6 protein-coding genes are annotated in these 6,801 nt (G+C 64.8%); 3 read left to right on the top strand and 3 right to left on the bottom strand.

Features of this window, described 5'->3' with window-relative positions; all coding sequences use genetic code 11:
- Positions 1 to 220: 220 nt before the first annotated feature.
- From JMF82_RS21330 to JMF82_RS21340, 3 genes are all read right to left on the bottom strand, one after another.
- Positions 221 to 898 carry an IS1595 family transposase gene (locus JMF82_RS21330; RefSeq protein ID WP_201316536.1) on the bottom strand — a complete coding sequence of 226 codons (678 nt, stop codon included), beginning with the start codon at positions 896 to 898 and terminating at the stop codon, positions 221 to 223.
- Between the two features lie 402 nt (positions 899 to 1,300).
- Positions 1,301 to 2,809 carry a peptide MFS transporter gene (locus JMF82_RS21335; RefSeq protein WP_201316537.1) on the bottom strand — a complete coding sequence of 503 codons (1,509 nt, stop codon included), beginning with the start codon at positions 2,807 to 2,809 and terminating at the stop codon, positions 1,301 to 1,303.
- Between the two features lie 93 nt (positions 2,810 to 2,902).
- Positions 2,903 to 3,757: a tryptophan 2,3-dioxygenase family protein gene (locus JMF82_RS21340; RefSeq protein WP_201316541.1), complete on the bottom strand. Its 855-nt coding sequence runs from the start codon at positions 3,755 to 3,757 to the stop codon at positions 2,903 to 2,905.
- A gap of 206 nt (positions 3,758 to 3,963) precedes the next feature.
- Between JMF82_RS21340 and pdhA the strand changes: the two genes are divergently transcribed.
- The 3 genes from pdhA to JMF82_RS21355 form a co-directional block, all read left to right on the top strand.
- Positions 3,964 to 5,049: a pyruvate dehydrogenase (acetyl-transferring) E1 component subunit alpha gene (pdhA, locus tag JMF82_RS21345; RefSeq protein ID WP_201316538.1), complete on the top strand. Its 1,086-nt coding sequence runs from the start codon at positions 3,964 to 3,966 to the stop codon at positions 5,047 to 5,049.
- A 3-nt stretch (positions 5,050 to 5,052) separates the two neighbouring features.
- On the top strand, positions 5,053 to 6,033 hold the full coding sequence (locus JMF82_RS21350) for an alpha-ketoacid dehydrogenase subunit beta (protein ID WP_201316539.1): 981 nt from the start codon (positions 5,053 to 5,055) through the stop codon (positions 6,031 to 6,033).
- A 167-nt stretch (positions 6,034 to 6,200) separates the two neighbouring features.
- A partial coding sequence (locus JMF82_RS21355) for a biotin/lipoyl-containing protein (RefSeq protein ID WP_201316540.1) occupies positions 6,201 to 6,801 on the top strand: 601 nt, incomplete at its 3' end.

Consider the following 6,801-nt stretch of genomic DNA (forward strand, 5'->3'; position numbering starts at 1 on the left):
TCCCCTCACGGCTCAACGACGTTGCCTTGAGTCCTCTTCGCCTCGGCGCGTGGCGGTGTAGCCGCTTCGTTTGAGGTAGTAACGAGCGCATCCGGTTCGCCTCAGTCGTCCGACGCTCCTATCCCGCATATCGCTATGAGCCCTGGCTCTGAAGGCCATTTTCTTTGGGTTACTTTTCTTTTGGGCCAGCAAAAGAAAGGGTCTTAGGAAGCAAACGCGGCTAAATGGGGTGGTCACGCAACATTGCCAGGATGACCCGATAGAGATCTTCATGTCGATGGTTGAAGCGGTATTCGCATTCCTTCAGATGAAGCGGAAAGGTCCGTTTGGATAACCCATTGAACTCGGCGAGCCGTCGCTTCGCATAGCTCCAGAAGCTTTCGATGCCATTGATGTGATTAGGTCCGTCAGCGAAATGATCTTCGCTATGACGAATGCGCAGGTGTTTGGCATAACCCAAATCCACCAGGCCGTCGTAGCTGTTCAAGCAGTCCGACAGAATGGTGCTGTCGAGCGCCACATGCCCACGAATCACGGCCTGTAGCGTGATGGCACGGCAGTTGGGGACGATCTGGGTATAGACACAATCGTCGCGTTTGAGCATGCCGAAGACGATAGTTTTCTTGTAGGCACCACGCCCCCGTTTGCCACGCACGCGCCACGGTCCGAAGAACGATTCATCCACTTCCACTTCGCCATGAAAGGGCGAACGGCGTTCGCATTCCTCGGCCATGCGGCGACGCACGCCGAGGAAAATCGCGTTGACCGAACGCACGCTCAGGCCCGTCAATTGAGCGGCTGTGGTGGCGGTCAAATCGAGTGCAAAACAGCGCATCAGGGCCCGAAAACGGGCCTCGCTGATTTTCGAACGGAAAAAGTACCTGTTTTTCGTTGACATATCAGGAAGATAGCTGCTCTCAGCGCAGCGTTTGCTTCCTAAGACCCAAAGAAAAGTGACTCGGCGGCCGGCAGGACGTCGAAACGCCCGCTGCGTAGGCGGCAACCTGGCGGTAGCGGAGCTACCGAAGGGCTACACCTGCGCTCAAACAAAAGCCACAACCATGCAGCCCACCGCGAAAGGCTGTCGCGCACAGGGTGCGCTCCTACACAAGGGATGGCTTGTGACTCGGGCTAGGGCAGCGGCTCGCCCGCCCCCCCTCAGGGATTCCCCGCAGGCAAGCCCGGTTGCGCGGTCGTCGCAACTCGAAAGCAGGGAAAGCGCCCTGGCCAGGTGGCGTCGCCAGTTGGCCTCTCACCCCGCCCTCTCCCCGGGGGGAAAGGGCGCAAAAAAGTACAGCGCTCAGCGCACGCCGTGCATCTGCCGGTTGATCAGCGGTGAAATCAGCAGCAGCAACACGCCGGCGCCCGCCAGCAGCCAGAAACTGAACGTGAAGCCGGCCAGCGCCGAGGCGGCGGTCATGCCGCTCTCGCCGCTGATCTGGCCAGCCAGCAGGCCGGAGAGGTTGCCGCCCACGGCCATCGACAGGAACCAGCCACCCATCGCCACGCCCACCAGGCGCGGAGGCGCCAGCTTGGTCACCATCGACAAGCCGATCGGCGACAGGCACAGCTCGCCGATGGTCTGCAGCACGTAGCAGGCGGTCAGCGGCCAGAACGGGATCAGGCCGCGGCTGTCGACCGAATAGGTCAACGCGTATATCAGCGCGGTGAAGCCCAGGCCGTTGAAGACCAGGCCGAAACCGAACTTGCGCGGGATCGACGGCTCCCTGTGCCGGCGCGCCAGCAACGACCACACCTGGGTCACCACCGGCGCCAGCACGATGATCGCCACCGGGCTCACCGACTGGAACCAACCCACCGGGAACTCCCAGCCGCCGAACATCTGGCGATCGACCATGTTGGCCGCGAGGAAGTTGAACGAGGTGCCAAGCTGGAAATACATCATCCAGAACAGGATGTTGAAGGCGAAGATGATCAGCATCGCGATCACGCGCTCCAGTTGCACGCGGTCGTGGCGGATCGCCTCCACGATCAGCATCGCGGCCACGCCGACGAACAGCAGGCTCAGCAGCCACTGCAGGCCGTTCGCGCCGATGAAGGCCAGCAGCAGGTAGACCAGCGGCACCGCCACCGCCACGGCCACCAGCACCCACACCACGCGCATGCGGCTTGCGGCCTCCGGCGCGGGGCGGCCGACGTGCTTCAGGCCACGGCGGCCGAACCAGAACCAGAACAGGCTGAGCGCCATGCCCACGCCGGCGGCGCCGAACACGATGCGATAGTTCTCCTGCGCCGGCGTGTCGGTGAAGTGGCTGGCGAGCCAGCCGGTGAGCAGCGGCGCCAGCAGCGCACCGCCGTTGATGCCCATGTAGAACAGGGTGAACCCGCGATCGCGGCGCTCGTCCCCGGGGCCGTAGAGCTGGCCGACCATCGAGGAAATGTTCGGCTTGAACAGGCCATTGCCCACCACGACCATGGCCAGGCCGAACAGGAAGATCTCCTTGCCCGGCAGCATCACCACGAACAGGCCCAGCGCCATCACCAGCGCGCCGATCAGGATCGAACGCTGGTAGCCGATCACCTTGTCGGCCACGTAGCCGCCGAAGATGCTGGTGGCGTAGATCAGCGCGGTGTAGGCGCCGTAGATCTTGCTGGCCCAGGCTTCGCCCGACGGGTCGCCGTTGAAGAAGTGCGCCACGATGTACAGCGCCAGCGCCCAGCTCACGCTGTAGAACGCGAAGCGCTCCCAGAACTCGGTCATGAACAGCATCCACAACGGACGCGGATGCCCCATCGTCTGCGGGAAATCGGGCACCGACGCGGGTGTGGTTTCAGCGGTGTGGCTCATGCAGGCCCCTTGAAAGCAGACCGGCGCGACGCGCCGGCCGGGTGATGGATCGCAAGTATTGGCGCCCAGGCGCCGATGAACGATGGGAACGGCTCAGCTGCCCAGCTCGGTGCGCACGTCGAGCAGTTCGGGGAAAAACTCCAGTTCCAGCGCTTTCTTGAGGAAAGCCACGCCGGAGGAACCCCCGGTGCCGCGCCGGTGCCCGATGATCCGTTCCACGGTTTTCATATGGCGGAAACGCCAGAGCTGGAAACTGCCCTCCATATCCACCAGCTGTTCGCACATGTGGTACTCGGGCCAGTACGTCGAGCGGTTCTCGTAGATGCGCTTGAGCACCGGGAGCAGATCCGCATGCCGCCTGTACGGCTGCGACCAGTCGCGCCGGACCAGTTCGGCGGGCACCGCATGACCGCGGCGCGCGAGGTACATCAGGAATTCGTCGTACAGGCTGGGCGCTTCCAGCACCGCGCGCAGCTCGGCCTGGGCCGTCGGGTCGTACGCAAACACCTGCAGCATCTGCGCGTTCTTGTTGCCCAGCAGGAATTCGATCTTGCGGTACTGCAGCGACTGGAAACCCGAGGAGGAGCCCAGCACGCCGCGGAATTCCAGGTATTCCGACGGCGTCAGCGTCTCCAGCACGCCCCACTGCTCGAACAGCTGTCGCTGAACTTGCTTCACGCGCGCCAGGATCTTCAGGCAGGGGTCGAGATCGTCGCGGCGCAGGCTGGCGATGGCGGCCTTGAGCTCGTGGATGATCAGCTTCATCCACAGCTCGGCCACCTGGTGCTGCACGATGAAAAGCATTTCGTCGTGATGCGGCGGGTCGCTCAGCGGATGCTGCGCGGTAAGCAGCTGGTCCAGCCGCAGGTAGCCGCCATAGGTCAGTCGCCCATTCAGGTCGAGTTCGATACCGGCCTCAAGGTCGCGCTGGTTCTCGGTCATGTCGATCCGGCGTGCGGAAAAGTCGCATGGTAACCCGTGTGCGGGCCGGCCCCGTACGAGGGCGCATGCTGCACCGTGCCTTGCGGCGCAACATGGCGCCCTGTAACAATTTTGGTCTTGCTCAGGGCCTTATCCGTGCCGCTGGCCCCACTGGATGGGCCACCGCCGCCCCGGCACCCCAGATCCCTCTTAACTCTCTCCGGGAGCGAGTTGTGTCCATCGCCGCCAAGTTCGAAATCGAATACCTGCAGTATCTCGATGCGGAAGGCAAGCAGGTTCGTGACGATCTGCCTGCCTTCGCCAACGACCTCGACCACATGGTCGAGCTGTACAAGCTGATGATGTCGACCCGCGTGTTCGACGCCAAGTCGGTCGCCCTGCAGCGCACCGGCAAGCTGGGCACCTACGCCAGCTGCCTGGGCCACGAGGCCGCCCACGTGGGCATCGGCAGCGCCATGAAGCCCGAAGACGTGTTCGCGCCGAGCTACCGCGAATACGGCGCCCAGCTTTACCGCGGCGTGCAGCCGCGCGAGGTGTACATGTACTGGGGCGGCGACGAGCGCGGCAACGACTACCAGAAGGAACCGGCGCGCCATGACTTCGCCTGGTCGGTGCCGATCGCCACGCAGTGCCTGCATGCCGCCGGCTCCGCGCTGGCGTTCAAGATCCGCAACGAGAAGCGCGTGGCCGTGTGTACCATCGGTGACGGCGGTTCGTCCAAGGGCGACTTCTACGGCGCCATCAACATCGCCGGCGCGCAGAACCTGCCGATGGTGGCGGTGATCGTCAACAACCAGTGGGCCATCTCGGTGCCGCGCAAGATCCAGTCGGGCGCCCCGACGCTGGCGCAAAAGGGCATCGCGGCCGGCCTGCACTGCATCCAGGTGGATGGCAACGACATCATCGCCGTGCGCAAGGCCATGGGCGACGCCCTGGACCGCGCCCGCAACGGCGAGGGCGGCAGCGTGCTGGAGCTGGTGACCTACCGCCTCTCCGACCACACCACCGCCGACGACGCCCGCCGCTACCGTGGCGAGCAGGAAGTGAAGGACGCCTGGGCGAAGGAGCCGATGAAGCGCCTGCGCAACTGGCTGGTGGCCAAGGGCGTGTGGGACGACGCCAAGGAAGAGGCCTGGAAGGCCGAGTGCGACGAATGGATGGACAACGAGGTGAATGCCTACCTCGAGACCAAGACCCAGCCGGTCACGGCGATGTTCGACTACACCTTCGCCGAAGTCCCCGCCGATCTCGCCAAGCAGCGCGATCTCGCCATTTCGCTCGACAAGAAGGCCCACTAAGCCATGGCACAGATCACTCTCATCGAAGCCGTCACCCAGGCGCTCGCGTATGAAATGGCCCACGACGACAGCGTCGTGGTGCTGGGCGAGGACGTCGGCGTCAATGGTGGCGTGTTCCGCGCCACCCAGGGCCTGCAGGAAAAGTTCGGCGAACTGCGCGTGCTCGACACGCCGCTGGACGAAACCACCATCGCCGGCGTCACCGTGGGCATGGCTGCCCAGGGCATGAAGCCGGTGGCCGAGGCGCAGTTCGAAGGCTTCATCTACCCCATGATGGAGCAGATCGCCTGCCACGCCGCGCGCCTGCGCAACCGCACCCGTGGCCGCATCACCGTACCGGCCGTGTGGCGCGCCCCGTGGGGCGGCGGCATCCGCGCGCCGGAGCACCACTCGGAAGCGAACGAGCACTTGTTCACCAACATCCCCGGCCTGCGCGTGGTGATGCCCTCCTCGCCCGCGCGCGCCTACGGCCTGCTGCTGGCGGCCATCCGCGATCCGGATCCGGTGATGTTCTTCGAGCCCAAGCGCATCTACCGCCAGTACAAGGAAGAAGTGCCCGATGACGGCGAGGCGTTGCCGCTGGACGTGTGCTTCGTGCTGCGCGACGGCACCGACGTCACCATCGTCACCTGGGGCGCCCAGGTGAAGGAAGCGCTGGAAGCCGCCGACGCGCTGGCCGAGGAAGGCATCAGCGCCGAAGTGATCGACGTGGCCACGCTGACTCCGCTCGACTTCGACACCATCGCCGAGTCGGTGCAGAAGACGGGCCGTTGCGTGATCGTGCACGAAGCCCCGAAGACCGCCGGCTTCGGCGCGGAAATCGCCGCGCGCATCGCCGAGGAATGCCTGTACGACCTGCTGGCCCCGGTCGAGCGCGTCACCGGCTTCGACACGCACATTCCGCTGTTCCGCCTGGAAATGAAGTACCTGCCGAGCACCGAGCGCGTGGTGGAAGCCGCCAAGCGCGCCTTGGCGGCGTCGTAACCGAACCCTTCAACGAAACGTCATTCCGGCGTAGGCCGGAATCCAGTGAACAACGCGTGCGAAGCACACGAACGCTTCGTGACAACCTGGCGACACCGCTACTGGATCCCGGCCTGCGCCGGGATGACGCAAAATGAAATTCTCCGCCTGACCACGGAATCAGAATCATGGCCGACATCAAGACGTTCTACCTGCCCGACCTCGGCGAAGGCCTGCCCGACGCGACCATCGTCGAGTGGCACGTGAAGGAAGGCGACACCATCAAGCTCGACGCCCCGCTGGTGTCGATGGAAACCGCCAAGGCTGTCGTCGACGTACCCTCGCCCTACACCGGCAAGGTCACCAAGCTGCACGGCGCCGCCGGCGACATCATCGAGACGGGCGCCGCGCTGGCCGAGTTCGAGCCCGACCCGAACGCCAAGCAGCGCGCCGAGGCCGAGTCGACCGGCCATCACCACGGCCCGAAGAAGGGCGCCGGCAGTCCGGCCCCGGACCAGGGCAAGAAGGTGGTCGCCTCCGATGAAGGCGGCGAGATCGACAGCAACGGCGCAGCCGATCGCGAAGACGAAGGCACCGTGGTCGGCGCGATGATCTCCGGCAGCCACGTGCACGTGGAACAGGCCTCGAGCGTCGGCGGCGTGAAGGCCGTGCCGGCGGTGCGCGCGCTCGCCAAGAAGCTCAAGGTCGACCTCACCCGCGTGAAGCCGACCGGCGCCGACGGCGTGGTCACCCTGGCCGACGTGAAGAACGCCGCCGCCAACGGCAGCG

This window comes from Dyella sp. EPa41, from assembly GCF_016586165.1.
Lineage (GTDB): Bacteria > Pseudomonadota > Gammaproteobacteria > Xanthomonadales > Rhodanobacteraceae > Dyella.